This is a genomic window from Streptomyces sp. Inha503, assembly GCF_047215865.1.
GTDB lineage: Bacteria > Actinomycetota > Actinomycetes > Streptomycetales > Streptomycetaceae > Streptomyces > Streptomyces lycopersici.
Genome location: NZ_CP178360.1, coordinates 10,190,784 through 10,217,765, shown reverse-complemented (window position 1 = coordinate 10,217,765; position 26,982 = coordinate 10,190,784). Strand labels below are relative to the sequence as shown.

Below are 26,982 nucleotides of genomic sequence, written 5' to 3'. Positions count from 1 at the left end.
CCCGGGCCCCGCCGGGCCTACTCGACCGTGACCCAGTCCAGGGTGCGCTGGACGGCCTTCTTCCAGCCCGTGTACCCCTCCTTCCTGGTCCTCTCGTCCCACTGGGGCTCCCACCGCCTGGACTCGCTCCAGTGGGAGCGCAGCTCATCGGTGTCCCGCCAGAACCCGGTGGCCAGCCCCGCGGCGTAGGCGGCGCCCAGGGCGGTGGTCTCGGCGATGACCGGGCGGCTGACCGGTACGCCCAGCACATCGGCCTGGATCTGCATGCACAGATCGTTGTCGGTGACCCCGCCGTCCACCCGCAGGACGTCCAGGTGGATGTCGGCGTCCCGCTCCATGGCCTCGACCACGTCCCGGCTCTGGTAGCAGATGGCCTCCAGGGTGGCGCGGGCGATGTGGCCGTTGGTGTTGAAGCGGGTGAGCCCGACGATCGCGCCACGGGCGTCGGAGCGCCAGTACGGGGCGAAGAGCCCGGAGAAGGCGGGCACGAAGTACACCCCGCCGTTGTCCTCGACGGTGAGGGCGAGCCGCTCGCTGCCCGGGGCGTCGTCGATCATCTTCATCTGGTCGCGCAGCCACTGGACGGCCGAGCCGGTGACGGCGATCGAGCCCTCCAGGGCGTAGACGGCAGGGCTGTCGCCGAACTGGTACGCCACGGTGGTGAGCAGCCCACTGGCCGAGCGGATCAGCTCCGCTCCGGTGTTGAGCAGCAGGAAGTTGCCGGTGCCATAGGTGTTCTTGGCCTCGCCGGGGGCGAAGCAGACCTGGCCGACCGTGGCCGCCTGCTGGTCGCCGAGGACGCCGGTGATGGGGGTGGCGGTGCGCAGCGGGCGGGAGGTGCGGGCCTGGCCGTATGCCTCGGGGTGGGAGGAGGGGTTGATCGTCGGCAGCATGGCCCGCGGGATGCCGAAGATCTCCAGCAGTTCGTCGTCCCAGTCCAGCGTCTCCAGGTCCATCAGCATGGTGCGGCTGGCGTTGGTGACATCGGTGGCGTGGATACCGGCACCGGGGCCGCCGGTGAGGTTCCACAGCACCCAGGCGTCGGTGTTGCCGAAGAGCGCGTGACCGGCCTCCGCGGCCTCGCGGACGCCCTCGACGTGGTCCAGAATCCACTTGATCTTGCCGCCGGAGAAGTAGGTGGCGGGCGGAAGCCCCGCCTTGCGGCGGATCACCTCGCCCTGGCCGTTCCGTTCGAGCGCGGCCGCGATGGTGTCGGTGCGGGTGTCCTGCCAGACGATGGCGTTGTAGTACGGGCGGCCGTTGCGCGGATCCCAGATCACCGTGGTCTCGCGCTGATTGGTGATGCCGATCGCGGCCAGGTCGGCGGGGGACAGCCCGCCCGCGCGGAGGGCGTTCTGCATCACCGAGTTGGTGCGCTCGTAGATCTCCACCGGGTCGTGTTCGACCCACCCCGCGCGCGGCAGGATCTGGCGGTGCTCCAGCTGGTACCGCGCCACCTCGTCACCGTCGTGGTTGAAGATCATGAAACGGGTGCTGGTGGTTCCCTGGTCCACCGCACCGATGAATTCCGGCATGCTGCCGCCTCTCGTGGGTGGGGTACGGTCCGGATCGGCTACTCGGGGGTCGGGGTGCGGCCCACCTCCGTTTCGGCCGCCGGGAGGAAGGGGCTGACCAGGACCTTGTAGAGGGCGGCGCCGACGAGCCCGCCGATCAGCGGGCCCACGATCGGCACCCAGAAGTACAGATCCCCGTACTGGTCCCGCCACGCGCTGCGGTATCCGGTGATGAAGCTGGCCAGCCGGGGGCCGAAGTCACGGGCCGGGTTGATGGCGTACCCCGCGTCGGCCCCCCACGCCATGCCGATCGCGACCACGATCAGCCCGATGACGAAGGGCCCCAGATTGGCCTTCGGGGCCGAGTTCAGCACATCGGTGACGGCGAAGATGAGCAGCATCAGGATCGCGGTGCCGATGATCTGGTCGCGCAGCGCGCCCCATTCGCTCACCGGCAGGACTCCGTTGCCGGGGAGGGTGGAGAAGACGAACTGGGTCTTGAAGGTGTGCCGTGGGTCGGCGTGGCCCAGCGCCTCGGTGTAGTTCCAGCGCACCAGCAGGGCCCCGACGAACGCGCCGACCGTCTGCGCCACGGTGTACGGCAGGACCTTGCTCCAGGGGAAGCCCTTGAAGGCCGCCAGGGAGAGGGTGACCGCCGGGTTGATATGGGCCCCGCTGAGCCGCGCCGCCACATACACACCCAGGGTGACGCCCAGCCCCCAGGCCCAGGCGATGGAGTCGTGGTCGCCGAGTGCGCCCGGGGGCTTGGTGAGGTCGCCGCCCGCCACGACCTGCGCCACCACACCGCAGCCGAAGAGGATCAGCACCATGGTGCCCGCGAACTCCGCACAGAGCTCGCCGAGCAGTACCGACCTCGGGCGTTGTGGTCTCGGGGCAGTCATGGGCCCATCGTCGGGGCGCTTCGGCACGGCGGCCCGTCCTGCTGGGCCGTCCGGGTCATGGACGGGGTCGTGGACGAGGGCGTGGACGTGGACGGGGTCATGGACGGCGAATCCGGGTCTGTACGGATCAGGGTGCGGACCTGTACGAAGGTGCTGACAACATCACCCATCGCCCTCCCCTCACCCATCGCCCTCCAGCCGGAACAGGACGACACGGATGCCGACCACCCAAGCCCCGACGAACTGGGCCGGGAACATCATCTTCTCCGCCGCCCGGCTCCACCACCCGGACAGCGTCGACGAACTGCGGCGGATCGTCAGCTCCGCCGACCGGGTACGGGTACTGGGCACCGGCCACTCCTTCAACCGCATCGCCGACACCGAGGGCGATCTGGTGAACCTGGACCGGATGCCGCACCGGGTGGAGATAGACCCCGGGAAGGGCACCGCGACCGTCGCGGCGGGCATGCGCTACGCCCATGTGGCCCAGGCCCTGCACACGGAGGGCTTCGCGCTGGCCAACCTCGCCTCGCTGCCGCACATCACGGTCGCGGGGGCCTGTACCACCGCCACCCATGGCTCGGGGAGCGACCAGCGCTGTCTGGCGGCGGGGGTCGCGGGTCTTGAGATCGTCGGCCCCGACGGCGAGGTGACCCGGATCGACCGGGACCAGGACCCGGACCGGCTGAACGGGGCCGTGGTCGGGCTCGGCGGTCTTGGCGTGGTCACCGCCATGACGCTGGACATCGAGCCCACCTTCGACGTGGCCCAGTGGGTGTGGACCGGGCTGCCGCTGGACCGGCTGGACGACAGCTTCGAGGAGATCTTCGGCGCCGCCTACAGCGTCAGCGTCTTCACCGACTGGCGCTCGGGCGAGGGCGTGGTGTGGCTGAAGTGCCGCACCGATCTGCCCGATCCCCCCGACCCCGGGCAGCCGTGGCTGGGGGCCCGCCCGGCCAACCGCCACCACCACCCGGTGCCCGCGATGCCACCGCTGCACTGCACCGAGCAGCTGGGCGCGCCGGGGCCGTGGCATGAGCGGCTGCCGCACTTCCGTCCGGACTTCACCCCGAGCAATGGCGATGAGCTCCAGTCGGAGCTGCTGCTGCCGCGCGAAGCGGCCTCGGCGGCATTCGCCGCGCTGCGCGGCCTCGGCGACCGGATCGCGCCCGTGGTGCAGGTGTCCGAGGTCCGTACGGTCGCGGCGGACGAGCTGTGGCTGAGCCCCGCGTACGGCCGGGACAGCGTGGCCTTCCACTTCACCTGGGTCCCCGATCACGACGCGGTGATCGAGGTGGTGGCCGCGATGGAGGAGGCGCTGCTGCCGCTGGGGGCGCGGCCGCACTGGGGCAAGCTGACGACGGCCGCGCCGGAGCGGATCCTCTCCTCGTACGACCGGGCCGGCGACTTCGCGCGGCTGCTGGCCGAGTACGACCCGGCGGGGAAGTTCCGCAACGCCTATCTGGAGGGCTACTTCCCCACCGGGTGAGAGCACAGGGTGAGACCGGCACCGGCCGGTGTTCAGCCGGTCCAGGACCATTCGGCGACCTCGGGCATATCGGTGCCGTGCTCGCGGATCCAGGCCTGGTGGCGGGTGCGGGCGTCCTGCATCCGCTGCCGTACGGCCGTGGCGCGCACAGCGAGCCCGGGGGTCCGGTCGATGACGTCCATCACCAGCCGGTAGCGGTCCAGGTCGTTGCGGACCACCATGTCGAACGGCGTGGTGGTGGTGCCCATCTCCTTGTAGCCGCGCACATGGAGGTTGGGGTGGACGGCCCGGCGGTAGGACAGCCGGTGCACCAGCCACGGATAGCCGTGGTAGGCGAAGATGACCGGCCGGTCGCGGGTGAACAGGGCGTCGAACTCGTGGTCCGTCATCCCGTGCGGATGCTCCTCCTTCGGCAGCAGCCGGGTCATGTCGACGACATTGACCACCCGCACGGCCACATCGGGCAGATGGCGGCGGAGGATCCCGGCGGCCGCGATGACCTCCTGGGTGGGCACGTCGCCCGCGGCGGCCAGCACCACATCCGGCTCCCCCGCGCCGTTCTCGGTACCGGCCCAGTCCCAGGTCCCGGCGCCGCGGGCGCAGTGGGCGCGCGCCTGGTCGAGATCGAGCCAGTCGAAGCAGGGCTGTTTGCCCGCGACGACCACGTTCACGTAGTCGCGGCTGCGCAGGACGTGGTCGGCCACGCTGAGCAGGGTGTTGGAGTCCGGCGGCAGATAGACGCGCACCACCTCCGGGCTCTTGTTGAGCACATGGTCGACGAAGCCGGGGTCCTGGTGCGAGAAGCCGTTGTGGTCCTGGCGCCACACATGGGAGGTCAGCAGGTAGTTGAGGGAGGCCACCGGGCGCCGCCAGGGCAGTGAGCGGGACACCTTCAGCCATTTGATGTGCTGGTTGACCATGGAGTCCACGATGTGCACGAATGCCTCGTAGCAGGAGAAGAGGCCGTGCCGCCCGGTCAGCAGATAGCCCTCCAGCCAGCCCTGGCAGAGGTGCTCGGAGAGGATCTCCATGACCCGGCCACCGCGGCCGAGGTGCTCGTCGGTGGGCAGGATGGACTCCTGCCACGCCTTGCCGGTGGCGCGGTAGAGGGCCTCCAGCCGGTTGGAGGCGGTCTCGTCGGGGCCGACCACCCTGAAGTCGCGGCGGTCGGCGGTGTCCTCCATGACCTTCTCCAGCAGCCCGCCGAGGACCCGGGTCGGCTCGTGCAGGGTCGCGCCGGGCTTGTCCACGGGGACCGCGTACCGCTCCAGGTCGGGCACGGGCAGCGAGCGCAGCAGCAGTCCGCCGTTGGCGTGCGGATTGGCGCCCAGGCGGCGGTCGCCCTCCGGGACCTCGGCCAGGAGGTCCGGCCGGGGCCGCCCGTCGGCGTCGAAGAGCTCCTCGGGGCGGTACGAACGCAGCCAGCGCTCCAGCTGCCGCAGATGCTCCGGGTTCTCCCGGACGCCCGGCAGGGGGACCTGGTGGGCGCGCCAGGTGCCCTCCACCGGCAGCCCGTCGACCTCCTCGGGACCGGTCCAGCCCTTGGGCGTACGGAGCACGATGACGGGCCAGCGCGGCCGCTCGGCGATGCCCTCCTCGCGGGCGGTGCGCTGGAGCAGGGCGATCCGGTCCAGCGCCTCGTCCAGGGCGTGCGCCATGGACCGGTGCACCTGGAGCGGTTCGTCCCCGGCGACGTGGATCGGCTCGTGGCCGTACCCCCGCAGCAGTTCGTCGAGTTCGGGCTCGGGCAGCCGGGCGAGCACCGTGGGGTTGGCGATCTTGTATCCGTTGAGGTGGAGGATCGGCAGCACGGCGCCGTCGTGGACCGGGTCCAGGAACTTGTTGGCGTGCCAGGAGCCGGCCAGCGGACCGGTCTCGGCCTCGCCGTCGCCGATGACGCACGCGACCAGCAGCCCGGGGTTGTCCAGCGCGGCCCCGTAGGCGTGGGCGAGGGAGTAGCCGAGCTCACCGCCCTCGTGGATCGAGCCGGGGGTCTCGGGGGCCACATGGCTGGGCACCCCGCCGGGGAAGGAGAACTGCCGGAAGAGCCGGGCCATGCCCGCCGCGTCCCGGCTGACGTCCGGGTAGACCTCGGAGTAGCTGCCGTCCAGCCAGGAGCCGGCGAGCACCGCGGGGCCGCCGTGGCCGGGGCCCCAGACGCAGATGGCGTCCAAGTCGCGGTCCTTGATGACGCGGTTGAGATGGGTGTGGACGAGGTTGAGTCCGGGTGAGGTGCCCCAGTGGCCCAGCAGCCGGGGCTTGATGTGGTCCGGGCGCAGCGGCTCGGTCAGCAGCGGGTTGGCCAGCAGATAGATCTGGCCCGCCGCGAGGTAGTTGGCGGCGCGCCAGTGGGCGTCCAGGGCGCGGATCCGGTCGTCGGCGAGCCCGCCGCCCGGCGAGCCCGTCGTGGTCGGTGCGTCTGGCATGGACCTCTCTCCCTCATGGTCTGTGGTGACGTGCCGGTCTCGTGGTGTCCGGTTGTGTACCCGCCGGTCGTGCCGCCGGTCGTGCCGTGTGTTCGTGTGCGGGTGCCGTGTGCGGGTGCGTGTGCCGTTCAGTCCCGGTCCGGCGCGTTTCAGTCCCGTTCCGGCACGATCACCACCGGGCAGGGCGCGTGGTGCAGGGCCGCGTGGGCGATGCGGCCGAGCTGGAGCCCGGCGGTGCGACCGTGGCCGCGGCGGGCGCCGAGGATCAGCAGATCGGCGGTGGCGGCCGCGTGGAGGAGCGCCTTGCGGGCCGTTCCCTCGACCGTCGCGTGGTCCACGCTGACCTCGGGGTGGTCCCGTCGGAGGGCCCGCAGGGCGTCCTCCAGCGTCCGCTCCGCCCGTGCCCAGTGGGCACGCACCGGGTCCCCCTCCAGCAGCAGATCATCCGTCACCTCACCGGCGGGCGCGCGCCAGGCCCGTACGGCCTCCAGCGTGCGACCGCCCGCCTCGGCCTCGCGGAAGGCGAACCGGGCCGCGGCCGATGGACCGCCCGCCTCGCCGGGCTCGCCCGCCTCGCCCACGCCGAGCACGATCCGGCCGAAGGCGCCGCCCCGGTTGGGCTCGCCGCCCCGTACGACGGTCACCGGGCAGGTGGCGCGGGCGGCGACGGCGAGGCTCACCGAGCCGAGCAGCAGCCCGGCGAGTTCACCGCGGCCGCGGGAGCCGACGACCACTCCCGAGGCCTCCCGCCCGGTGCGCAGCAGCGCGTCCACCGGGTCCTCCGGCAGCACCTCGGCGGCGACCTTCACATCGGGGCCACGGCGGCGGGCGCGCTCCGCGGCCGACGCGGCGATCTCCTCGGCCCCGATCCGCTCCCAGGGGCGCTCGGGGTCGGCGGCGGGCGCGATGCCCTCGTACCGCTCCCACAGCGAGGCGTGGACCAGCCGCAGCGGCACCGCGTGCCGGGCCGCGGCGTCCACCGCCCAGTCCACCGCCTGGAGGCTGTGGTGCGAACCGTCGACGCCCACCACGAGGGGGAGCTCCACCATGGCCACCACCTTCCGCACGCCTTCGCCCCCCGTCCCGACGCCTTCACCCTCGTGCCCGTGCGGGATTCCACGCGAGGGGCGTTTCGGCCCTGTCAGGGGTCGTTCGGCCCAGGGCACCCGTTCGGGCCGAACGGTCCCGAGCGCACCCCGGGCAGCCCAAGAAGGGGGCGGAAGCGCCGTCCCACGCTGGGAGCGGACCGGGGAGGCATGGATGAAGCACCGCAAGATCGGCAATGTGATGACCGACGACGTCATCCGGGTGAGCTCCAAGACGTCGTTCGACGAGGTCGACGCGCTGCTCTCCCGGCACCGCTTCAACGGGCTGCCCGTGGTGGACGAGGACGACAAGGTGATCGGCATGATCACCGGGACCGATCTCAGCGAGCCCGCCCGGACGGCCGGAGAGCTGATGTCGCGCCCCGCGGTCACCGTGCGCCCCCAGAACAGCATCGTGGACGCGGCCCGCGCGATGGACCGCCATCGCGTCGAGCGGCTGCCCGTCGTCGACGAGGAGGACCGGTTGATCGGCATCGTCACCCGCCGGGACCTGCTGCGGGTCTTCCTCCGCCCGGACGACGAGATTCGCGCCGAGGTGATCGACGAGGTGCTGGTCCGGTCGCTGTGGCTCGGCCCGCAGTCCGTCGCGGTCACCGTGACCGACGGGGTCGTACGGCTGGAGGGGCGGCTGGACCGGCACAGCGAGATCCCCATCGCGGTCCGGATGACCGGGCAGGTGGACGGTGTGGTGGCGGTGGTCGACCGGCTCAGCTACCGGGTCGACGACTCCGCGGGCCGGGGAGGTGCGCGGCGATGACCCGCCCGGCCGGCAAGCCGTCGCGGGACGGCCGGGTGGTGGTGGGCCTGGACGGCTCCGACAGCGCCTGGGCCGCGCTGGACCGGGCGGTCGCCGAGGCGCGGCGGCGTGACGCCACGCTGGAGATCGTGCACGCCTGGCCGTGGGCCCGGACCGACCCGCTGGCCTTCGACCCGGACAGCGAGCCGCGGCGGCCCGCGGTGGAGGTCGCCAGGACCGTGCTGCGGCTGGCCATGTCGCGGGCCCAGGAGCAGGATCCGCACCTGCGGATCGTGCCCACCCTGACGGCCCAGGACGCGGTGCCCGAGCTGCTGCGGATCGGCGAGGACGCCTCGCTGATCGTCATCGGCACCCGGGGGCTCGGCGGCTTCACCGGGCTGCTGCTCGGCTCGGTCGGGCTGCGGCTGGCCGCCCACACCCGGCGTCCGCTGCTGGTGGTGCGCGGCGGGTCCACGAGGGCGTACGGGCCCGAGGGCCACGGCAAGGTGCTGGTCGGGGTGGAGACCGGCGCGGACGCGGCGGCGGCCCGCTTCGCCTTCGAGGAGGCCGCCCGGCGCCGGGCCCGGCTGCGGGTGCTCTACGCCTGGCCGAAGCCGAGGGTCTTCGCGGGCGATCACGCCCTGCCCGCACGCGAGGTGGTGGCGCTGCGCGCCGAGCGGGAGCAGACGGTGGCGCACGGGATGGTGGCCGGGCTGCGCGAGGAGTTCGGCCACATCCGGGTGCGGGAGCACACCACCCACAGCGCCCCCGCGCAGGCCCTGGTGGAGGCGTCGCGGGCGGCGGACGTCCTGGTGCTGGCCGTCCACCGGCGGACACCCCGGCTCGGCATGCAGCTCGGTCCCGTCACGCATGCGGCACTGCACCATGCGCACTGTCCGGTGGTGCTGGTGCCGGTCGAGTAGACACCGGTCGGTTGTCGAGTGCGGGTTTCGTTTCGCGTTTGGTGCCGGTCGAGTAGGCACCGGCCCGGTTGTTGAGTGCGGTTTCGTTTCGCGCCTTCGGCGCCTTTGAGCAGCGGGGCAGGGGGCGGGGGCTCGGGCCTCGCCGCCGGCCGCCGGGCCGGTGGGGGCTGGGCCGGTGGCGGCTTCGGGGCTCGGTGGCCGAAGCCCCCTCCGGACTGCGGGTCCGGTACCCCCTTGTGAAAAACACTCGATCTGGCGCAACTGTTTCATCAAGCGATGTCCAGGTGGCGCCGGGGCGACCCGGGCGCGGAAAGGGCCGTAAGGCCTGGTCCCCGGGGCCTCCCCGGGACCGGTCGGCCCTGTCGGCGGGAGCCCGGTCATGGTCCGCTGGAGATGGCACCGGGGGCAACCGGCAGACGCGGAGAAGCGGAGATCCCACTGCCGTGCACCGCGCAATCAGGGCCCGCGAGAAGTGGGCGCCCCCGGCGCCGCGCCTCGGGCACGTCCCTGCCGGGAAGGAGACAGCGATGGCGCGCCCCGTCACCGTCGGACTGGATGGTTCCGACGAGAGTCTGGCCGCCGCCGGCTGGGCGGCCCATGAGGCATGTTCGCGCGGCGCGCCACTGCGGCTGGTGAACGCGTGGCCGGGGCCCGAGCAGAAGGATCTGACCCCGGGCCGGGAGGCCGCCTGGCAGTACTGGTCCGAGCGCGCCCTGCGCTCGGCACACGCCGAGCTGGACGCCGACCACCCGGAGACGACGATCCTCACCGCTCAGATCTCCGGCCTGCCCGCGCCCGTCCTGCTGGCCGAGGCGGAGCGGTCCCAGCTGTTGGTGGTGGGGTCCCGCTCGATCGGCGTGGTCGCGGGCTTCTTCCTCGGCTCGGTCGGCCTGGAGCTCGCCGCGCGCTCCATGACCCCCGTGGTCCTGGTGCGGGCGGACGGGCACGAGGAGCGGCGCGGCGATGTGGTGGTCGGCGTGGAGCCGCGCGAGCCGTGCGACGACATCCTGGACTTCGCCTTCGACGCCGCGGCCCGGCGCGACGGTGTGCTGCGGGCCGTCTACGCCGACCGGGTCCCCGCCATCCGGGGCGACGCCCCCTGGGTGGTGGACGTGGGGCTGAGCGATGCGCGCAAGGAGGCGGAGCACGCGCTGGGCGAGGTGCTGGCGCCGTGGCGGGACACCCACCCCGAGGTGCGGGTCTTCGAGGAGGTCGCGTCGGACAGCCCGGCCCGGCGGCTGGTGGCCGCGGCGGCGGGTACGGCGCTGATGGTCGTGGGCCGCGGTCCGCGCCGGGTGGGGTTCGGCCCCCGGCTGGGGCCGGTCACCCAGGCCGTGGCGCACCACGCCGCCTGCCCGGTCGCGGTCGTGCCCCAGCGATGAGCCCAACCCGAGAGAAAGGGAAACGGCCATGAAAGCACTCGTCTTCCACGGGCCGGAGCGGTCCTCCTGGCAGGAGGTGCCCGACCCCGAACTCGAGGCCGCCACCGACGCGATCGTCCGGATCGACACCACGACCATCTGCGGCACCGATCTGCACATCCTCCGCGGCGAGGTGCCGGACGTCGAGCCCGGCCGGGTGCTCGGTCACGAGGGGGTCGGCGAGGTGGTCGAGACCGGTGCCGACGTCCGCGGGATCCGTCCCGGAGACCGGGTGCTGATCTCCTGCATCTCGGCCTGCGGCCACTGCCGCTTCTGCCGGGAGCGCGGCTACGGGCAGTGCCGTGGCGGCGGGGGCTGGGTCCTGGGCCGTACGGCCGACGGCACCCAGGCCGAGTATGTGCGGGTGCCGTTCGCCGATCTGTCCACGCATCCGCTGACGGGGACGGCCGAGGGCCATGACGCCGTGCTGCTGGCGGATGTCTTCCCCACCGCGTACGAGGTGGGCGTCCTCAACGGCCGGGTGGGGCCGGGCGATACGGTCGTCGTGGTGGGCGCCGGGCCCGTCGGGCTGGCCTCCGTCGCCACGGCGCAGTTCTTCTCCCCCGGCCGGACCATCGCCGTCGATCCGGACCCGGCTCGGCTGGACGCCGCCAAGCGGGTCGGCGCCGACGCGGTGGCGGACTCCGCCGAGGACCCGGAGCGGCTGGTCGACGATCTCACCGAGGGGCTAGGCGCCGATGTGGTGATCGAGGCCGTGGGGAGCCCGCGGTCCTTCGAGACCTGCACCCGGATGGTGCGCCCTGGCGGCCGGATCGCCAACGTGGGGGTGCACGCCCGGCCCGCGACGCTGCATCTCGAAGAGCTGTGGATCAAGAACGTGACGATCACCACCGGGCTGGTCGACACCTATTCGACCCCCACCCTGCTCTCCCTGCTGTGCGCCGGGCGGCTGCCCACCTCCACGCTGATCACCCATCTGTTCGAGCTGGACCAGATGGAGGAGGCGTACGACGTCTTCGCCCACGCCGCCGAAACCGGCGCGCTCAAGATCGCGCTCGGCGAGGCGGCCCGTCCGCTGGTGGCCCGGGGGACGTGAGCGGGAGGCGATGCGCATGGGAGCACCCATCACCGTCGGGGTCGACGGTTTCGCCGAGAGCCCGCCGGCCGCGCACTGGGCGGCGCGCGAGGCGTTGCTGCGCGATCTGCGGCTGCGTCTGATCCACGCCTGGAACCCGCCGTCGCCCCCGGCCCCGGCCCTCCCCCACGAGGACGACCAGAGCTACTGGTCGCAGCGGCTGCTGACCGATTTGGTGGACGAGTTGCGCGACACCCACCCGGGGCTGCGGGTCTCGGCCGAGCTGGTGCCGCGCAAGACCGTGCCCGCCCTGCTGGACGCGGCCCGGGACGCCGAGATGCTGGTACTCGGCTCGCGCGGCCGCGGCACCCCCGGCGGCTTCCTCCTCGGATCGACCGGCCGTCAGGTCCTGGCCCACGGGGTACACCCGGTGATCATGGTGCACGCCGACGACCAGCCGCTGACCGCCGATGTGGCCGTCGGAGTGTCCCTGCGGCGGCCGAACGAGGAGGCGCTGCGGTTCGCCTTCGACGCCGCCGCCCGGCGCGGCGGTGTGCTGCGGGCGGTGCACGCGGGCACGGAAGGACCGGGGGTCGAGGAGGCGGCGGGGGACGAGGAGGAGCCGGGGCCGGAGGACGCGCTGGACGCGGCGCTGCGCCCCTGGCGGGAGCGGTACCCCGGGGTGCCGGTGGCGGAGGCGTTCACCGCGGAGCGCCCGGCGCTCGGCGTGGTGCACACCGCGCCGGGCTCGGGGCTGCTCGTGCTGGGCCGCGACGAGACGGAGCCGGGCCCCGTCCCCCATCTCGGTTCGGTGATCCACGCGGCGGTGCACCACGCGCCGTGCCCGGTGGCGGTCGTCCCGCGCGGCTGATGCCCGGAGGGAGGCGAGAGTGACGTGTCGGAGGCGATGACCACCGACCTCTACGAGGTGACGATGGCCCTGTCGTATGTGCGTGAGGGCATGACCGCCCCGGCCACCTTCGACCTCTACGTCCGCGATCTGCCGCCCGAGCGGGGCTTCCTGGTCGCCGCGGGCCTGGAACCGGCGCTGGACTTCCTGTCCGGCTTCCGCGTGGGGCCCGAGGACGTGGCGGCGTACGCCGCGGCGATGGGCCGTCCGTACGAGGACGTGGCACCGCTGCTGGGGCTCGGCTTCGACGGTGAGGTGCGGGCGGTGCCCGAGGGGCGGATCGTCCTCGCCGGGGAGCCGCTGCTGGAGCTGACCGCGCCGCTGCCGCAGGCCCAGCTGGTCGAGACGTATCTGCTGGGGCAGCTGAGCCACCAGACCACCATCGCCTCCAAGGCGGCCCGGTGTGTGGTCGCCGCGGAGGGGCGCCCGGTGGTGGACTTCTCGCTGCGCCGCACCCACGGCCCCTGGTCCGGGCTCCAGTCGGCGCGGCTGTCCGCGATGACCGGGTTCACGGCGACCAGCAACGTGGCGGCGGCCGCGGCCTACGGGATCGAGGCCACCGGGACGATGGCGCACTCGTACATCGAGGCGTTCCCGGACGAGGAGACCGCGTTCCGCGCGTTCGCCCGTACCCACCCCGGCCCGGTCACCTTCCTGGTGGACACCTATGACACGGCGACCGGCGTGGCCACCGCCGCGCGGGTGCTGCGCGAGCTGGAGTCCGGGCCCCTCGGCGCGATCCGGCTGGACAGCGGCGACCTCGGCGAAGAGGCGGTACGGGCCCGGGAGATCCTCGACGCGGCGGGGCTGCCGGAGGCGCGGATCGTGGCGAGCGGCGGGCTCGACGAGTACGCCATCGAGGAGCTGATTCACGCGGGCGCGCCGATAGATGTCTACGCGGTGGGCACCCGGATGGGCGTGTCGGCCGACGCCGCCTCCCTCGACACCGCGTACAAGCTGGTCGCCTACGACGGGCGGCCGGTGATGAAGCTGTCCTCGGCCAAGGCCACGGCCCCGGGCGGCAAGCAGGTGTGGCGGCGCCCCGGCTTCGCCGATGTGATCGGCGAGCGCGACGAACTTCCGCCCCACGGCGGCGCGCCGCTGCTGGAGACCGTGATGCGGGAGGGCGTACGGACCGCGGCCCCCGACACCCTCGACCGCGCCCGGCGGCGGTTCGGCACCGATCTCGCGGGGCTGCCGCCGCACGCCCGGCGGATCCGCCGCCCGGCCCCGCCGCGGGCCTCCACCTCCGCCGGGCTGGCCCGGCTGGCGGGTCAGGTGCGCCGCCGGATCGAGGTCCGGCTGGCGGCCGGTGGCGGGGTGGGCGGAAGACAGGCAGCGTGACGAAGGAGGATGCCGTGCCCCGGAGTGCGCACATCGTGAGCGATGTGATGACCCATACCGTCGTCGCCGTCGGCCGCGAAGCGCCGTTCAAGGAGATCGTCAGAACCCTGGAGCAGTGGAGGGTGAGCGCCCTGCCGGTGCTGGAGGGCGAGGGCCGGGTCATCGGCGTGGTCTCCGAGGCGGATCTGCTGCCCAAGGAGGAGTTCCGCGACAGCGATCCGACTCGGGTGGCGCAACTGCCCGATCTCCCCGGCGTCGCCAAGGCGGGCGCGGTGACGGCCGACGAGCTGATGACGTCCCCCGCCATCACCGTGCACGCGGGCGCCACCCTAGCCGAGGCCGCGCGGATCATGACCCACAAGCGGGTCAAGCGGCTCCCGGTGGTGGACGAGGAGGGCCGCCTGGAGGGCATCGTCAGCCGCGCCGACCTGCTGAAGGTGTTCCTGCGGCCGGACGAGGACATCGAGGACGAGGTGCGCCGCGAGGTGGTGACCCATCTCTTCCCGGCCCAGGGCGAGACCGTCCGGGTGAGCGTGAACGAGGGCGTGGTCACCCTGACCGGACGGGTCAAGGAAGCCGTCCTCATCCCGGCGGCGGCCCGCCTCATCCGGGCGATCGAGGGCGTGGTCGACTTCGACAACCAGCTCACGGCGGCGCCCCATACGACCCAGCGACGGTAGGAGCGCCTTCTGGTAGCCACCGGTCGGGAGGTCCGACGGGCCCCGGTCGGGAGGTCCGACGGGCCCCGGTCGGGAGGTCCGGCGGGCCCCGGTCGGGAGGCCGAGCGGCACCGCGCCGGGGTCCTGGGCATCCGGACACGGCCGTGCGTCAAGTCAGCGGATGTGGCGGCTCCAGCGGGGGCCGACCTCGGCCCAGGCGCGGCCCCATTCCTGGGTGCGAGCGCGGTCCAGGCGCCAGCGCGCCACGCCGCGTCCGGCCAGCGACACCGCGCCCACGCCCGCCGCGGCGGACGTCCCGGCGAGCACCGCGCGGGTGGCGATCTGCTCGGGGGTGGGCGGCCGCTGGACCAGGCGGCCCCGGCCGTCGGTCCAGATCTCGGTGGCGCTGCCCGCCTTGCTCCCCTCGTGGACCCGTGCCGTACCGGTGTGGACGGTGCCGTCCGGGCCGGTCCACCGGACGATCGCGCGCACCTGGCCGGTGTTGGAGCCGTCGGCGGCGGGCTGTGCGACGGGGGCGTCCTCCTTGAGCACCGCGGGCACCCGGTGCCGGTCCGCCCGCTCCTGCCGCAGTGACGCGTCCACGGCAGTGCCCGCGGCCACCCCGGCCGCCGGGCCGCCGACCGCCATCACCAGGCCGGTCACGAGCACGACCCACGCCTCGATCACGTCCGAGCGACGTCTGAGCGGATTGCGCCGCCACCGCCACATCCGCCGCCCCCGCACTTGCGTGCCCATGCCGTGACCGTCGCACGCGCGGGGAGGGTGGGACGAGGGCCGGGCAGCCCCCTTGGGGGCCCGTTCGGCCCTGGTACCGCGCTGACCTGCTGCGCCAGGATTCCCACCGGGGGCCGGGCGGACGGCGGACGAACGGTGCGAGAGCCCATGACGGAGACCGAAGCGACACGAGCGACACCGGCGACGCCCATCAGGGTGTTCGTCCTCGACGACCATGAGGTCGTCCGGCGCGGACTGCACGATCTGCTGGACGCCGAACCGGACATCGAGGTGGTCGGCGACGCCGGGACCGTGGACCACGCGATGGCCCGGGGCCCGGCGCTGCGGCCCGACGTGGCCATCCTGGACGTACGGCTGCCGGACGGAGACGGCATCACGGTCTGCCGTGAGCTGCGCTCCCGTATGCCGGGGCTGGCCTGTCTGATGCTGACCTCGTTCGACGACGACGATGCCCTGCTGGACGCGATCATGGCCGGGGCGGCGGGCTATGTGCTCAAGCAGATCAAGGGGTCCGACCTGGTCTCGGCGGTGCGCACGGTGGCGTCCGGCCAGTCGATGCTGGACCCGGCCACCACCGCCCGGCTGATGAGCACGCTGCGGGGCGACACCGCCCCGCAGGAGCCCAGGGACGAGGTGCTGGCCGGGCTGTCCCCGCGCGAGCGGGAGATCCTGGTGCTGATCGGGGACGGGCTCACCAACCGGCAGATCGGCAAGCGGCTCTTCCTGTCCGAGAAGACGGTCAAGAACCACATCTCCCGGCTGCTGGCCAAGCTGGGCGTGGAGCGCCGCATCCAGGCGGCGGTGCTGGCGACCCACTCGTCATCGCGCCCCGACGACGGCCACCCGGGACAACTCTGAATGGCCCCGGCCCACCCGGGATGGCCCGGGATGGGCAGGGCCGTACGGCCCTGCCCGTACCGCTGACGGCTCGACCAGCCTGATGGACGGCCCACCCACCACTGCCCACCGCCACTGACGGCCCACCGGCGAGGAGAGGACCCCATGCAGCGCGCAACGCTCGACGCGGCGATCCTGGAGAAGCTCATCTCCGCGGCCGTGGCCGCTCCCTCCATCCACAACACCCAGCCCTGGCGCTATCGGCTGAACCCCGACACCGTCACCCTGGAGGTCCGGGCCGCCCCCGAGCGGGCGCTGCGGTACGCCGATCCGATGGGCCGGGCGCTCAGCGTCTCCGCCGGGGCCGCCGTGTTCAACCTGCGGGTCGCCGTGGCCCACTTCGGCTGGGACCCGGTGGTCCAGCTGCTGCCGCACCGGTCGCAGCCCGATCTGCTGGCCACGGTGCGCCTGGCCGCGTCGCCCGCCGACCGCACCGGGCGCCATGACGACGGGCACGACGACCTGTACGACGTCATCTGGCGGCGGCACAGCAGCCGCTCCCCGTACTCCGCGCGCCGGCTGCCCGCACGGGTGCTGTGCGACCTGACGGAGGCGGCGCGCGCGAACGGGGCCGCGCTGTGGCTGGCGGACCCCGAGGAGACCGCATGGCTGCTGCGGCTGACCGCCGAGGCGGAGCGGCGCGTCTGCGGGGACCCGCGCCGGCTCGCCGAGAGCCGTACCTGGATCCGCGACACCGGATCGTACGGAATCCCCCCGGCCGCCCTCGGCCCGCGGGACGCCACCGGACGGCTGCCGATGCGTGACTACCTCGGCCCGCGGCCCGACGGCCGCTGGGGCGGCGATCGGCCCGCCGCCACCCCGTTCGAGCCCCGTCCGACCATCGCCGTGCTGACCACGGACCAGGACCGGCGCACCGACTGGCTGCGGGCCGGGCTGGCGCTGGAAAACGTACTGCTGCTGGCGACCTCGCACGCGGTCCGGGCGTCCCTGCTGCACCAGGCGCTGGAGTGGTCCGATCTGCGGTGGTCGATGAGCGACGCCCATCCGGCGCCCGGCCATGTGCAGATGCTGATCCGGTTGGGTTACGGGCCGGTGGGCCCGGCCACGCCGCGCGGCGGAGCGGCCGAGGCGCTGGACGGGCACCGCTGACGCACCACGCGGACCGGGGCCTGTCGCCGCGCCACGGCCCCGGCGCCGGCCGCCCGCGCCACGGGCCAGCGCTGTCCGCTGCGCCACCGGCCACCGCCCATCGCCGCGCCACCGGCCACCGCCCAACGCTCCGGCCCGGCGCCACCGCCTACCGCCTACCGCAGCGGTACCGCCCACACCAGGCGGGTGCCGCCGCCCGGTGGCTCGCCGAGTTCCAGCTCACCGCCCAGCTTCTCGGCGCGCTCGGCCATGTTCCGCAGTCCGCTGCGACGGCCGCCCTCGGGGATGCCCACGCCGTCGTCCGTGACCGTGAGGGTCAGCCGCCCGGACGCCACGATCAGGGAGATCTCGGCGGCGTCGGCCTCCGCGTGCCGGGCGGTGTTCGACAGCGCCTCGGCCAGCACGGCGACCATGTCGTCCGCGACCGAGCGCGGCACATCGGTGTCGACCAGGCCCTCGGTGCGCAGCGAGGGGGTGAAGCCGAGCGCGGGCACGGCCTCCTCGATCGTCTTGGCGGTACGGACCCGCAGCCCCTGGACCGCGGGGCCCGCCTCGTGCGAGCGCAGCCCGAAGATCGTCGAGCGGATGATCTTGATGGTGTCGTCCAGGTCGTCCACCACCCGCAGCAGCCGTTCGGAGCCCTCCGGGTGCTGGACGAACCGCAGGGTGGACTGGAGCGTCATCCCGGCGGCGAACAGCCGCTGGATGGCCAGGTCGTGCAGATCGCGGGCGATCCGGTCGCGGTCCTCCAGGAGAGCCAGCTGCTCGGCGTCGCGCCGCCGCTCGGCCAGTTTCATCGCGATCGCCGCCTGGCCCGCGAAGCCCAGCAGGGTGTCGGTCTCGATCTGGGTGAAGACGGGGCTGTCCGCCACCCGGGCCAGCGAGAGCACCCCGCCCACCCCGTCCCTCGTCCGCATCGGCACCGCGACGGCCGGGCCGAGCCCGTCCCAGCGCTGCGGGCCGACCGTGATCCGCGGGTCGTTCTGGACATCGGTGCTGGTGACCGGCTCGGAGGCGGTGAAGGCCGCGCCACCGAAGGTGCCCCGGCGGGGCAGCACCAGACCGCGGTGCGCCTCGGCGTCGGTGCCCGCAGCCAGCGCGACCTGAAGCTCGTCGGAGCCGGCCACCGGCAGCATCAGCACGCCGAGGTCGGCGGAGAGGATCCGGCGGGCGTGCTCGACAATCAGCTCCAGGACCCTGGTCTCGTCCACTCCGGACAGCAGGCTGTGGGTGACCTCGGCGTTCGCCTCCAGCCAGCGCTGGCGGTGCTGGGCCTCCTCGTACAGCCGGGCGTTCTCGATGGCCACCCCGGCGGCCACGGCGAGGGTGGACAGCACCGTCTCGTCCTGGCCGTCGAACTCCTTACCGCCGCGCTTCTCGGTGAGGTAGAGGTTGCCGAAGACCTCGTCGCGCACCCGGATGGGGACTCCGAGGAAGGAGCGCATCGGCGGGTGGTTCGGCGGAAGGCCGTAGGAGGCCGGGTGTTCCGAGAGATCGGCCAGCCGCAGCGGCTGGGGGTGGCGGATCAGCTCGCCGAGCAGCCCGTGGCCCGACGGCAGCCGCCCGATCGCCTTGGCCCGCTCCTTGCCGACGCCCACCGGCACGAACTCGGCCAGCCGCTCGTCCTCGCCGATGACGCCCAGCGCCCCGTACTCGGCGTCCACCAGCACCACCGCGGCCTCGACGATCCTCCGCAGCACATGCGACAGATCCAGCTCCCGGCCGACCGAGAGCACCGCTTCGAGCAGGCTGTGCACCCGGTCCTGGGTGCCACGCACCCCGTCGATGCGCACCTGGAGCTCTTCCAGCAGCTCGTCCAGCCGCAGCCGGGGCAGGTACTCCGTACTCCTCGTGCTCTCCATACCCACGGTGCCTCCGTCGGCCCCACCGCGCTCGGCACGGCATTCCGCACGGCCCTCACTCCTTTCACGGTAGCCGCGCCGGGCCGACGGTGAGTGCTGCGGGACATCTTGGCGCAAGGGGGTGCGTTGGCTAATGTTCGGGCCTGTTCATTCTGGAGCGTTTCCACACCCACAGAAGGGTGGACCACCAGATGCCCCGACGCCCCCGACGTCGCCTCCCCCTCCCCCGTTTCCCCTCGCTCTCCCGGCTCCCCCGGCTCGCCGCCGTCGCCCTGGCCCTCGCGCTCGCCGTCCCCGCCGCACCGGCGACGGCGGCGGACAGCCCCAAACCCCCGCGGATGCGTACAAGCTGCTGGAGGACCCCGAGGTCACCGCCGTCGGGCAGGAACCCGCGCACGCCCGGCTGACCCCGTATGCCGACACCGCCGAAGCCCTCGCGGGCGGCGCCAGGAGCCGCTGGACCGCCTCCCTCGACGGCACCTGGAAGCTCCACATGTCCGACCGCCCCGAGGAGGTGCCGAAGGACTTCTTCACCGAGGGCTACGACACCTCCCAGGGCGGCTGGCGCAGCGTGAGCGTGCCGCACACCTGGCAGACGGACAGCCTGGACCATCCGGTGTTCCGGAACATCCCCACCGAGATGTATCCGGACGACCCCCCGAAGGTCCCGCACGACGTCAATCCGACCGGCGCCTACGTCAAGACCTTCGAGCTGCCCAGGAGCTGGGAGAAGCGGCGGACGTTCCTCCGCTTCGAGGGCGTCACCAGCGGCTATCTGGTGTGGGTGAACGGCTCCTACGCGGGCTATGACCAGGGCGGCTACACCCCGGCCGAGTTCGACATCAGCGACAGGCTGCACCCGGGCCGCAACACCATCGCGGTACAGGTGCACCGCTGGGGTTCGGGGTCGCATCTGGAGGACTACGACCAGTGGCGGTTCTCGGGCATCTTCCGCTCGGTCGGGCTGTACTCCACCCCTGCCGAATATCTGCGGGACATCACCGTCAAAACCGATCTGGACGACCGGTACCGCGACGCCCGGCTGACCGCCGAGGTCGAGGTGGCCGCCAGTGGCCCGGAGCGCGCCTCGGACGACCGCAAGGTGCTCGGCACCCTCTACGACGAGCGCGGACGCAGGGTGACAACGATGTCGGGGACGGTGGGCGGCGGCGGTGGCTCCACCACCCTCACCGCCCAGGTCACCAACCCGGCCAAGTGGACCGACGAGACACCCCGCCTCTACACCCTCGTCGTCCGGCTCACCGGCGCGGACGGCACGGTCACCCACACCACCGCCCAGCCCGTGGGGTTCCGCGAGATCGAGATCAAGGACAGACAGCTCCTCGTCAACGGGAAACGCGTCCTCGTCAAGGGCGTCAACCGCTCCGAGACCGACCCCGACACCGGCCGCCACGCCACCCGTGAGCGCACCGCCTCCGACGTCTCGCTGATGAAGCAGCTCAACATCAACTCCGTGCGCACCTCGCACTACCCCTCCGATCCGTACCTCTACGAGCTGGCCGACGCGCGCGGTCTGTGGATCGACGACGAGGTGGACATCGAGACCCATCACCACGACGCCTGCCCGGACGACTGCCTGGCGGAACGGCCCGAGTGGCAGGCGGCGTTCATGGACCGTCTCACCGCGATGTACGAACGGGACAAGAACCACCCCAGCGTGCTGATGTGGGACACCGGCAACGAGGCCGGACTGGGCAAGGCCCACTACACGATGGCCGACTTCCTGGACCGCGAGGATCCGGCCCGGCCGGTCTACCACCAGCCCAACAGCCCGGACGGCGACGCCCCGTTCGCCGATGTCTGGGGCCCGCGCTACCCCTCCCCCTCGGGCCTGGAGGAGAAGGCGAAGGCCACCACCAAGCCGATCATCATGGGCGAGTACGCCCACGCCATGGGCAACTCGCTCGGCAACTTCCGGGAGTTCTGGGATGTGGTGCGGAAGTACCCCCAGGTCCAGGGCGGCTACATCTGGGACTGGGCGGAGCAGAACATCACCCAGCCGCTGCTGACCACCCCCGACACCTCCGGCAACGACATCCTGTCGTACGTCTCCGGAAAGCCCGGTCTGGTGGCGGGCCACCAGGGCAAGGCACTGGAGCTGTCCGGTCTCGACGACTTCGTGGAGGTCTACCGCGACCCGAAGCTGGACGCGGTGTCGGACGCGCTCACCCTGGACGCCTGGGTGAAGCCCGCCGACTGGACGGGCTCCTTCACCGTGATCGCCAAGGGCGACCACGGCTATGCGTTGAAGATGCGCGACAAGGACACCCTGGAGTTCTTCGTCTACGGCGACGGGGACTGGCACACCGTGTCGGCCGATGTCCCAGAGGGCTGGTACGGCTCCTGGCATCGCGTCTCCGCCACCTTCGACGGCCGGACGCTCCGGCTGCTCATCGACGGCGAGCAGACCGCGTCGGCCGACTGGACCGGCAGGGTGGGCTACTCGGCGCAGCCGGTGAACATCGGCCGCAACCCGGAGACCGACCAGGAGAACATCCGCACCCGGATGGCCCACGGCACCGTCGACCAGGTCCGCGTCTACCACAAGGCGCTGAGCCCCGATCAGCTGGCCGCCGACCCCGGCGGGGACGCGGTGCTGGCACTCGACTTCGACCGGCTCGACCGTAAGGGGGACTTCCTGTCCTACGGCGCCGGAACCGGCGGGGTCGACGGGGTGGTCTCCGCCGACCGCACCGTCCAGCCGGAAGCCCGCACCATGGCGGCCGTCCACGCCCCGATCCGGATCTCGGGCGAGGAGGTCCGCGCGGGCCGGGTCGAGGTGCGCAACGAGCGGTCCTTCACCGGCACCGGCGACCTCCGGCTGCGCTGGCGCGTCACCGAGGGTGCCCGCACCCTCGCCCAGGGCAGCCGCGGCCTCGGCCTCGCCCCCGGTGAGCGGAGCACCCTCCAGCTGCCCGAGCCGCCCGCCAACCCCCAGGACGCCGACCGGCAGCTGACCGTGGAGGCGGTGCAGGCGGCGGACACGGCCTGGGCGAAGGCCGGACACCGGGTGGCGGTCGAGCAGTTCGACATCGGCGGCCGCCAGCTCGCGGGCACGACACCCGCGCGGGCACCGGGGAAGGTGAAGGCCACCACCTCCGGCGACCGCCTTACGGTCACCGGCGACGGCTTCAGCTACGGCTTCGACCGGGCCGGTGGCGAGCTCGTCTCCATGAAGTCCGGCGGCCGGGAGCTGCTCGGCTCCGGCCCCGAACTGGACGCCTGGCGCGCCCCGGTCAGCAATGAGATCGGCTCCGAGGAGGGGCCCTGGCGCGAGGCGGGCCTGGACCGGCTGCGCACGGAGCCGGGCAAGGTCACGGTGGACGAGCGGAACGGCGAGGTCATCGTCACCGTGCCCTCCTCCGCCGCCGCGCCCGGCGTCAAGGACTCCTCGTTCGCCCAGACCCTGCGCTACACCGTCAGCGGCTCCGGGGAGCTGCGCCTGGACCACCGCGTGGAGGCCCGGGGCGCGGCGCGCAAGGTGCCGTATCTGCCCCGTATCGGGCTCTCGCTGCGCATACCCGACCGCTACGACCGGTTCAGCTGGTACGGGCGCGGGCCGCAGGAGAACTACAACGACCGCAAGGACGGCGCCCCCGTGGGGGTGTACTCCACCGACGTGGACGAACAGTTCGCCGGATACACCAAACCGCAGGACTACGGGAACCACGAGGACATCCGCTGGGCCTCGCTGTCCGACGGCAGCGGCGGGCTCCTGGTGTCCGGGGACTTCTCGGCCGGGGTGACCCCCTATACCGGGATCGACCGCGCCGCCTACCCGTTCGCCCTCCGCGAGGACCCGGGAGGCAACACCCTGCACCTGGACCACGCGGTGAGCGGGGTGAGCGAGACGTTCCACACCGTGCTGCCCGAGTACCAGGTGCGGCCCGCCAAGGAGTACGCCTACACGCTGCGGCTGCGCCCGCTCACCGGCGTCGAGGCCCGCACCGGCACCCCGCGCGGCCCGGTGGTCTGCGCCCCCGAGGCGAAGCTCACCGCCGCCGACACCACGGTCCCGGCGGGCGGCTCCACCTCGGCCGAACTGACCGTCAGCAACCCCTGTGACACCCCGCTGCGCGATGCCACGGCCGCCTTCGACCTGGCCGAGGGGTGGACCGCCGAGCCCGGCACCTTCGACCTCGGCGACCTCGCGGCGGGCCGGACCGCGACCGTACGGACCACGATCAGCCGTGGCGAGGGCAGCCCGGACGGTCCGCGGCCCGCCGTGGCCGATGTCCGCGCGACCTCGGCCGGTGGCGCGCGGGTGAGCGGTTCGGCGTCGGCCGAGCTCGACGGCACGCCTCCCCCGCCGCACGGTGATGCGGCGGTCTCCACGCTCGACTTCATCACCGCGGACAACGGCTGGGGCCCGGTCGAACGCGACCGCAGCAACGGCGAGTCCGCGCCGGGCGACGGCAAGACCCTCACCATCGACGGCACGGCCTACGAGCGCGGTCTCGGCACCCACGCCGACTCCACGGTCGAGGTCTTCCTGGGCGGCAACTGCTCGACTTTCACCGCGCAGACGGGCGTGGACGACGAGGTGGGGGCCGACGGCAGCGTCGTCTTCGAGGTCTACGCCGACGGCGAGCGGGTGTACCGGGGCGGGACGGTGCGCGGCTCGGACGCGGCCGTACCGGTGGCGGCCCGGGTCGAGGGCGCGCAGCGGCTGCGGCTGCGGGTCACCGACGGCGGCGACGGCAACGCGCATGACCATGCCGACTGGGGGGCGGCCACGGTGCGCTGCGGAACCGAGTGAGATGACATCCGGTGGGCGCGGGTCCCGGTCATTCACCGCCGGGGCCCGCGCCCTCCGCGCCCTGCGCACCCTCTGCGCCCGCCGCGCCTTCCGCGCCCGCCGCGCCTTCCGCACTCCGGAGCCGTTCCTCCAGCCGGTCCAGGAACACCCGCTGCTTCGTCACCATCTTCCGGCGGGCCTCGTCCAGGCCGAACCAGGCGACCCGGTCGATCTCGGGGAACTCCCGCATCCGGCCGGAGCCCTTCGGCCACTCCATGGCGAACGTGCCGGGGGTGATGCCCGCCGGGTCGAGATCGCCCTCCAGCGCCCAGGCGATGACCAGCTTGCCCCCGGTCTGGGTCACGGAGCCCAGCGGGACCGGCTCCCCGCCGGGCGGGGCCACGCCGAGCTCCTCCTGGAACTCCCGGCGCGCGGCGGCCTCCGGGGTCTCGTCCTCGTCGTACTCCCCCTTGGGCACCGTCCAGGCGCCCTCGTCCTTCCTGGCCCAGAACGGGCCTCCCATATGGGCGAGCAGAACCTCAACGGCCGGGCCCGTACCCCCCGTACCCCGGTACAGCAGGAGCCCGGCGCTGCGCTTACGAGTCACGGTGCCCAGTGTGCGCCCACGCGGCCGGGGCGGGGCACCGGACTCACCGCTCAGCCCTTACGGGCGTATCAGCCCTTACGGGCGTAGCCGAGGTAGGTGACCAGCGGCCGGGCGTCCGGAGCGAGGACGAAGTCGACGATCGGCGGGATCTGCTCATCGGTGATCCGCCCCCGGCGGCGCGCCATGGTGGCCTTGACCAGGCTGCGCGGATCCTTGGGCTTGAAGTCGCAGATGTCCTCGTTGCGCAGCCCCTGCCGCTCCAGGGCGGCGGTCAGCTCGGCGGGGGTGCGCAGCCGGGCCGCCGTGTAGCGGCCGGCGGGCATGATCCGGGTCATCGGGACGCGCTGGAAGGCGCCGAGGTAGATCAGCCGGGAGAGCAGGGTGCGGTTGACGGTGTCGTAGATCAGCACCCCGCCGGGGCGCAGCACCCGGGCGGCCTCCGCGAGCACCCGGTCGAGATCCGGGGTGATCTCGAAGGTGTCCGCGTAGTAGGCGAGGTCGAACGCGCCGTCGGCGAGGCCGAGTCGTTCGGCGGGCGCGGTGCGGTAGTCGATCCCGGGGTACTCGCGCTCACCCGCCTCGCGCGCCATCTCGGTCGCGGTGACGGAGGGGTCGACGGCGAGGACGTCGAAGCCGAGACCGGCCACCCCGCGGGCCAGCAGCCCGCGGCCGCTGCCCACGACCACGGCGCGGCTTCCGGACGCGGAGAGGTCCACGCTCTTGAGCGTGGTGCGGATGTACTCGAGGCGGCTGTCCTGGAAGGTGACGGCCCTGATCTGACGGCCGTCGACGGCCTCGGGCGACCGTGAGTCCAGTTCGATGTGCGGGGCGGCGGCCATCGTCTTCTCCCTCACGGGGTGCGCGGATTCGCGGATTCGCGGATTCACCGGTGCTGCCTGGGGCGGCCCGGACGGGCTCGCCGGGTTCCCCGAAGAAACCTAACACCCTTAAGTTCCCTCAGGGAACTCGGGTAGGGTCGGGGCATGACCCGTACTCCGCTCGCCGATGTGGCCTGTTCGATCGCCCGTGCCACCGATCTGTTCGGCGACGCCTGGACGGCACTGATCATGCGGGATGTGCTCACCGGGGTCACCCGCTTCGACGATCTCGCCCATGACCTGGGCATATCGCGTAAGGTCCTGGCCGCCCGGCTGTCCCGGCTGGTCGAGGAGGGGGTGCTGGTCCGGGAGCGGTACCAGGAACGGCCGCCGCGTGAGCACTATCGCGCCACTCGCAAGGGCGAGGAGCTCTATCCGGTGCTGCTCGCGCTGATGGAGTGGGGCGACCGCTGGTACGCGGACCCCGCCGGGCCCCCGGCCCGGATCCGCCATCTCGGCTGCGGACGGGACACCAGGCCGGTGTCCGCGTGCGCCCACTGCGGAGAACCCCTGACGGTCGGCAACACCACCCAGCTCCCGGGCCCGGGCGGGCGCACCGGCCCCGGCACCCAGGTGCTGGGCCCGCTGCTCGCGGCGCGGGAGGACACTCCGGGGGCCGGCCGCCCGGCGGCGGTTTGAGCGAATGGCACGGGGCACTCGACACGGGGCACTCGGCACAGCAGCCGGGCACCCGACCACCACGAGGAGCGCCGACCATGCGCTACGAAGAAATGACGGGCCTGGTCCAGGCCCGGGCCCAGCTCCCCGACCGGCAGTCCGCCGAGCGAGCGGTACGGGCGACGCTCGAAACGCTCGCCGAGCGCATCCCGGACGGACTGGCGGACCATATGGCGGCCCAGCTGCCGCATGAGGCGGCGGAGCCGCTGCGGCGCGTGGCCGCCTCGCACGAGGGCTCGCCCGAGGAGCGGGCGTACCGGCGGGACCACGGCGAACGGTTCGACCTCACCGGCTTCGCGGGCCGGATCGCCTGGCGCACCGAGCACACCGAGGAGGAGGCCCTGCGCGAGGCGGCCGCCTTCTTCGAGGTGCTGGACTCGGCCGTGGACCCGGAGCTGATGGAGAAGCTGTACGGGGTGCTGCCGAACGACATCCGCGAGCTGCTGCCGGAGTCCCGGGCCGAGCAGAGCGCGCCAACCGAGCCGGACTCGCGGACCGAGTAGGACTCACGACCCGCCCACGGGGTGCCCGGGGGCTCTTTCCCCCACCCCGCCCCTTCCCGCGGCACGCATGCGCGGCTCCGCCGCATGGCAGGGACTCCACCGCCGGACCCCGCAGGACCTGGGGCGGAGCCGCAAATCGACGCTTCCCCCTCCCTGGCACCAAGGGCTCCGCCCCCAGACCCCGCAGAACCCGGGGCGAAGCCCCGCCACGCGGCGGAGCCGCAAATCGACGCCACGGGAAGGGGCAGAGCACCGGACCGGGGCCAGGGCGGAGCCCCGCCCGGGCCCGGGGCGAAACGCCGTCCGAGGCCTGAGGCGGAGCGCCGGCCCGAGGCCCAGGACCCAACTCCCGACCCGAGGCCCAGGGCGCAACTCCCGGCCCGAGGCCCGGGGCGCAGTCACCGCCCGAGGCCTGAGGCGCCCCGCCCGGGGTCCGGGGTTCCCCTCCCCAGGGTCTGAGGCGAAA

General features: G+C 73.2%; 21 protein-coding genes. 13 read left to right on the top strand and 8 right to left on the bottom strand.

Going from position 1 to position 26,982, the window contains the following annotated elements:
- Positions 1-17 precede the first annotated feature (17 nt).
- The gene (glpK, locus tag ACJX2R_RS42920; protein WP_413104480.1) at positions 18-1,535 is read right to left on the bottom strand and encodes a glycerol kinase GlpK; all 1,518 of its coding nucleotides are present in this window, start codon (positions 1,533-1,535) and stop codon (positions 18-20) included.
- A gap of 38 nt (positions 1,536-1,573) precedes the next feature.
- Positions 1,574-2,416 (bottom strand): MIP/aquaporin family protein, encoded by an 843-nt coding sequence (locus tag ACJX2R_RS42915; protein WP_413104479.1) that lies wholly within the window; start codon positions 2,414-2,416, stop codon positions 1,574-1,576.
- A gap of 217 nt (positions 2,417-2,633) precedes the next feature.
- Between ACJX2R_RS42915 and ACJX2R_RS42910 the strand changes: the two genes are divergently transcribed.
- The gene (locus ACJX2R_RS42910; protein WP_413104478.1) at positions 2,634-3,905 is read left to right on the top strand and encodes an FAD-binding protein; all 1,272 of its coding nucleotides are present in this window, start codon (positions 2,634-2,636) and stop codon (positions 3,903-3,905) included.
- 32 nt (positions 3,906-3,937) lie between these two features.
- On the opposite strand, the gene ACJX2R_RS42905 is transcribed toward ACJX2R_RS42910, so the two are convergent.
- Both ACJX2R_RS42905 and ACJX2R_RS42900 read right to left on the bottom strand, forming a co-directional pair.
- A complete protein-coding gene (locus ACJX2R_RS42905; RefSeq protein WP_413104477.1) occupies positions 3,938-6,331 on the bottom strand; it encodes a phosphoketolase in 2,394 nt (797 codons plus the stop codon).
- A 149-nt stretch (positions 6,332-6,480) separates the two neighbouring features.
- Positions 6,481-7,377: a universal stress protein gene (locus tag ACJX2R_RS42900; RefSeq protein ID WP_413106097.1), complete on the bottom strand. Its 897-nt coding sequence runs from the start codon at positions 7,375-7,377 to the stop codon at positions 6,481-6,483.
- Between the two features lie 214 nt (positions 7,378-7,591).
- Between ACJX2R_RS42900 and ACJX2R_RS42895 the strand changes: the two genes are divergently transcribed.
- From ACJX2R_RS42895 to ACJX2R_RS42865, 7 genes are all read left to right on the top strand, one after another.
- Positions 7,592-8,194 (top strand): CBS domain-containing protein, encoded by a 603-nt coding sequence (locus tag ACJX2R_RS42895; RefSeq protein ID WP_413104476.1) that lies wholly within the window; start codon positions 7,592-7,594, stop codon positions 8,192-8,194.
- Complete coding sequence (locus ACJX2R_RS42890; RefSeq protein ID WP_413104475.1) at positions 8,191-9,096, top strand: universal stress protein; 906 nt, start codon at positions 8,191-8,193, stop codon at positions 9,094-9,096. The genes ACJX2R_RS42895 and ACJX2R_RS42890 overlap by 4 nt, the downstream gene beginning before the upstream one ends.
- A gap of 527 nt (positions 9,097-9,623) precedes the next feature.
- Positions 9,624-10,478, top strand: coding sequence for a universal stress protein (locus ACJX2R_RS42885; RefSeq protein ID WP_413104474.1), 855 nt, complete (start codon positions 9,624-9,626; stop codon positions 10,476-10,478).
- A 28-nt stretch (positions 10,479-10,506) separates the two neighbouring features.
- Positions 10,507-11,574, top strand: a complete 1,068-nt coding sequence (locus ACJX2R_RS42880; RefSeq protein ID WP_413104473.1) for an alcohol dehydrogenase catalytic domain-containing protein — start codon at positions 10,507-10,509, stop codon at positions 11,572-11,574.
- A gap of 16 nt (positions 11,575-11,590) precedes the next feature.
- On the top strand, positions 11,591-12,424 hold the full coding sequence (locus ACJX2R_RS42875) for a universal stress protein (RefSeq protein ID WP_413104472.1): 834 nt from the start codon (positions 11,591-11,593) through the stop codon (positions 12,422-12,424).
- A 24-nt stretch (positions 12,425-12,448) separates the two neighbouring features.
- Positions 12,449-13,807, top strand: coding sequence for a nicotinate phosphoribosyltransferase (locus ACJX2R_RS42870; RefSeq protein ID WP_413104471.1), 1,359 nt, complete (start codon positions 12,449-12,451; stop codon positions 13,805-13,807).
- Between the two features lie 14 nt (positions 13,808-13,821).
- On the top strand, positions 13,822-14,487 hold the full coding sequence (locus tag ACJX2R_RS42865) for a CBS domain-containing protein (protein WP_413104470.1): 666 nt from the start codon (positions 13,822-13,824) through the stop codon (positions 14,485-14,487).
- A 153-nt stretch (positions 14,488-14,640) separates the two neighbouring features.
- Here the strand turns inward: ACJX2R_RS42865 and ACJX2R_RS42860 are convergent, their stop codons facing one another.
- Positions 14,641-15,222 (bottom strand): hypothetical protein, encoded by a 582-nt coding sequence (locus ACJX2R_RS42860; protein WP_413104469.1) that lies wholly within the window; start codon positions 15,220-15,222, stop codon positions 14,641-14,643.
- A 147-nt stretch (positions 15,223-15,369) separates the two neighbouring features.
- Between ACJX2R_RS42860 and ACJX2R_RS42855 the strand changes: the two genes are divergently transcribed.
- Positions 15,370-16,080 carry a response regulator gene (locus tag ACJX2R_RS42855; RefSeq protein WP_413104468.1) on the top strand — a complete coding sequence of 237 codons (711 nt, stop codon included), beginning with the start codon at positions 15,370-15,372 and terminating at the stop codon, positions 16,078-16,080.
- A gap of 144 nt (positions 16,081-16,224) precedes the next feature.
- Entirely contained in the window at positions 16,225-17,229 is a 1,005-nt protein-coding gene (locus ACJX2R_RS42850) for an Acg family FMN-binding oxidoreductase (RefSeq protein WP_413104467.1), read from the top strand.
- Positions 17,230-17,384: 155 nt separating this feature from the next.
- Here ACJX2R_RS42850 and ACJX2R_RS42845 read toward each other — a convergent pair whose 3' ends face one another.
- Positions 17,385-19,091 carry a GAF domain-containing protein gene (locus ACJX2R_RS42845; RefSeq protein WP_413104466.1) on the bottom strand — a complete coding sequence of 569 codons (1,707 nt, stop codon included), beginning with the start codon at positions 19,089-19,091 and terminating at the stop codon, positions 17,385-17,387.
- A 493-nt stretch (positions 19,092-19,584) separates the two neighbouring features.
- Between ACJX2R_RS42845 and ACJX2R_RS42840 the strand changes: the two genes are divergently transcribed.
- Positions 19,585-23,871 carry a glycoside hydrolase family 2 TIM barrel-domain containing protein gene (locus ACJX2R_RS42840; RefSeq protein WP_413104465.1) on the top strand — a complete coding sequence of 1,429 codons (4,287 nt, stop codon included), beginning with the start codon at positions 19,585-19,587 and terminating at the stop codon, positions 23,869-23,871.
- A 28-nt stretch (positions 23,872-23,899) separates the two neighbouring features.
- Here the strand turns inward: ACJX2R_RS42840 and ACJX2R_RS42835 are convergent, their stop codons facing one another.
- Both ACJX2R_RS42835 and ACJX2R_RS42830 read right to left on the bottom strand, forming a co-directional pair.
- Positions 23,900-24,457, bottom strand: a complete 558-nt coding sequence (locus ACJX2R_RS42835; protein WP_413104464.1) for an NUDIX domain-containing protein — start codon at positions 24,455-24,457, stop codon at positions 23,900-23,902.
- A 68-nt stretch (positions 24,458-24,525) separates the two neighbouring features.
- Positions 24,526-25,296, bottom strand: a complete 771-nt coding sequence (locus ACJX2R_RS42830) for a class I SAM-dependent methyltransferase (protein ID WP_413104463.1) — start codon at positions 25,294-25,296, stop codon at positions 24,526-24,528.
- 144 nt (positions 25,297-25,440) lie between these two features.
- Between ACJX2R_RS42830 and ACJX2R_RS42825 the strand changes: the two genes are divergently transcribed.
- Positions 25,441-25,974, top strand: coding sequence for a winged helix-turn-helix transcriptional regulator (locus ACJX2R_RS42825; protein ID WP_413104462.1), 534 nt, complete (start codon positions 25,441-25,443; stop codon positions 25,972-25,974).
- A gap of 77 nt (positions 25,975-26,051) precedes the next feature.
- Entirely contained in the window at positions 26,052-26,516 is a 465-nt protein-coding gene (locus ACJX2R_RS42820; protein ID WP_413104461.1) for a DUF2267 domain-containing protein, read from the top strand.
- Positions 26,517-26,982: the final 466 nt, after the last annotated feature.

What these genes read in the sequence shown, in the direction of transcription:
- ACJX2R_RS42845 (WP_413104466.1), bottom strand. Translation starts at nt 19,091, where the DNA reads ATGGAGAGCACGAGGAGTACGGAGTACCTGCCCCGGCTGCGGCTGGAC.
- ACJX2R_RS42885 (WP_413104474.1), top strand. Translation starts at nt 9,624, where the DNA reads ATGGCGCGCCCCGTCACCGTCGGACTGGATGGTTCCGACGAGAGTCTG.
- ACJX2R_RS42895 (WP_413104476.1), top strand. Translation starts at nt 7,592, where the DNA reads ATGAAGCACCGCAAGATCGGCAATGTGATGACCGACGACGTCATCCGG.
- ACJX2R_RS42875 (WP_413104472.1), top strand. Translation starts at nt 11,591, where the DNA reads ATGGGAGCACCCATCACCGTCGGGGTCGACGGTTTCGCCGAGAGCCCG.
- ACJX2R_RS42830 (WP_413104463.1), bottom strand. Translation starts at nt 25,296, where the DNA reads ATGGCCGCCGCCCCGCACATCGAACTGGACTCACGGTCGCCCGAGGCC.
- ACJX2R_RS42880 (WP_413104473.1), top strand. Translation starts at nt 10,507, where the DNA reads ATGAAAGCACTCGTCTTCCACGGGCCGGAGCGGTCCTCCTGGCAGGAG.
- ACJX2R_RS42860 (WP_413104469.1), bottom strand. Translation starts at nt 15,222, where the DNA reads ATGGGCACGCAAGTGCGGGGGCGGCGGATGTGGCGGTGGCGGCGCAAT.
- ACJX2R_RS42850 (WP_413104467.1), top strand. Translation starts at nt 16,225, where the DNA reads ATGCAGCGCGCAACGCTCGACGCGGCGATCCTGGAGAAGCTCATCTCC.
- ACJX2R_RS42855 (WP_413104468.1), top strand. Translation starts at nt 15,370, where the DNA reads ATGACGGAGACCGAAGCGACACGAGCGACACCGGCGACGCCCATCAGG.
- ACJX2R_RS42820 (WP_413104461.1), top strand. Translation starts at nt 26,052, where the DNA reads ATGCGCTACGAAGAAATGACGGGCCTGGTCCAGGCCCGGGCCCAGCTC.
- ACJX2R_RS42905 (WP_413104477.1), bottom strand. Translation starts at nt 6,331, where the DNA reads ATGCCAGACGCACCGACCACGACGGGCTCGCCGGGCGGCGGGCTCGCC.
- glpK (WP_413104480.1), bottom strand. Translation starts at nt 1,535, where the DNA reads ATGCCGGAATTCATCGGTGCGGTGGACCAGGGAACCACCAGCACCCGT.
- ACJX2R_RS42915 (WP_413104479.1), bottom strand. Translation starts at nt 2,416, where the DNA reads ATGACTGCCCCGAGACCACAACGCCCGAGGTCGGTACTGCTCGGCGAG.
- ACJX2R_RS42910 (WP_413104478.1), top strand. Translation starts at nt 2,634, where the DNA reads ATGCCGACCACCCAAGCCCCGACGAACTGGGCCGGGAACATCATCTTC.
- ACJX2R_RS42840 (WP_413104465.1), top strand. Translation starts at nt 19,585, where the DNA reads ATGTCCGACCGCCCCGAGGAGGTGCCGAAGGACTTCTTCACCGAGGGC.
- ACJX2R_RS42825 (WP_413104462.1), top strand. Translation starts at nt 25,441, where the DNA reads ATGACCCGTACTCCGCTCGCCGATGTGGCCTGTTCGATCGCCCGTGCC.
- ACJX2R_RS42890 (WP_413104475.1), top strand. Translation starts at nt 8,191, where the DNA reads ATGACCCGCCCGGCCGGCAAGCCGTCGCGGGACGGCCGGGTGGTGGTG.